The sequence below is a fragment of the Domibacillus sp. A3M-37 genome (genome assembly GCF_024213455.1).
GTDB classification, from domain to species: Bacteria; Bacillota; Bacilli; order Bacillales; family Domibacillaceae; genus Domibacillus; species Domibacillus tundrae.
This window is the reverse complement of record NZ_JANAVL010000067.1, coordinates 1-1000: the sequence shown is the minus strand read 5'-3', so window position 1 is coordinate 1000 and position 1000 is coordinate 1. Positions and strand designations below refer to the sequence as shown.

1 protein-coding gene is annotated in these 1000 nt (G+C 33.1%); it reads right to left on the bottom strand.

Going from position 1 to position 1000, the window contains the following annotated elements; genetic code table 11:
• Nucleotides 1–178 precede the first annotated feature (178 nt).
• A complete protein-coding gene (locus tag NLX67_RS22560) occupies nt 179–745 on the bottom strand; it encodes a DUF6241 domain-containing protein (RefSeq protein ID WP_254313632.1) in 567 nt (188 codons plus the stop codon).
• Nucleotides 746–1000: the final 255 nt, after the last annotated feature.

The following is a 1000-nucleotide window of genomic DNA, read 5'->3' as shown; positions in this document are numbered from 1 at the left end:
AGATATCAAAAGAAATTAAAGAACCTTTCTCCAGTTCAATTTCGAAGAAAGGCGATGTAGGCTTTTTAAAGGTGTCTACTTGACGGGGGTAAGATCAACATATTATGTTGCAGTTGCAGAAAAAAATATAAAAAAGCAAGCTACGGAAGGCTCATAGCTTACTTCTGTTAATTAACTATTAATTGAAAAAATGCGATATATATTCCTTTTCTTCAGCTTCGCTTTTCTTAGTTACTTCGTCACCAGTGTAGACTCCATTATTATAAAGACCCAAAAGGAACTCAAATTCTTTTGTTATGTTATCAAAGTTTCCTTCCAGCCACTTGTTCAAGATACTTTCATAGTCATATCCATCAGTGCTAGTGTTTCTAGAAATGTCAATAGAACCAAGGCTTTGCTTTAAATATGTTATATTTTCTTTGGTCATTTGAATACGGTTTATACTGTTCGGATCAATACCTTTAGGAGTAAATTGTTCATCGCCAATGTTAACCTTTTGCAAAGACATATGTTCCATTATGGAGTTTAAAGTATCCTCATCTTTTATTTCCCCAATTTCTTTCACAGATTTAGCAAGATCATCAGCGCTAACTGGGTGCTCGACGATTTCTGGACTGGATTCTTTTGTTTCTATTGCTGCCACTGCCACTTTATCTTCATTATCTGTAAAGAGAACGTAGGTTCCTATTGTTCCGAATGCTGCTATTGATAATCCGAGCACACCGTAAACTATTTTATTTTTCATAATAAGCTCCTTTAATTTGATATTATCACTATGATAAATTGAATTTGAAAACTATTCCTATTTTGTTAAATTGAATATACCATATGTATTGCTATTATTCTTACTTCTCTAATGTTTTAAAGTAACTGAAGTACAATCCAAAATTATATGAATTGAAAATCTAATGCAACATAATAGGTTGATATGCTCCCCCTTAAGTGGACAGTGTAGAAAAGCAACGCTACTGTTTACTCAAGGGGGATTTTAAATGGCGAA

Excerpts from the sequence above, each read along its gene's own strand:
- NLX67_RS22560 (WP_254313632.1), bottom strand. The coding sequence starts at position 745 with ATGAAAAATAAAATAGTTTACGGTGTGCTCGGATTATCAATAGCAGCA.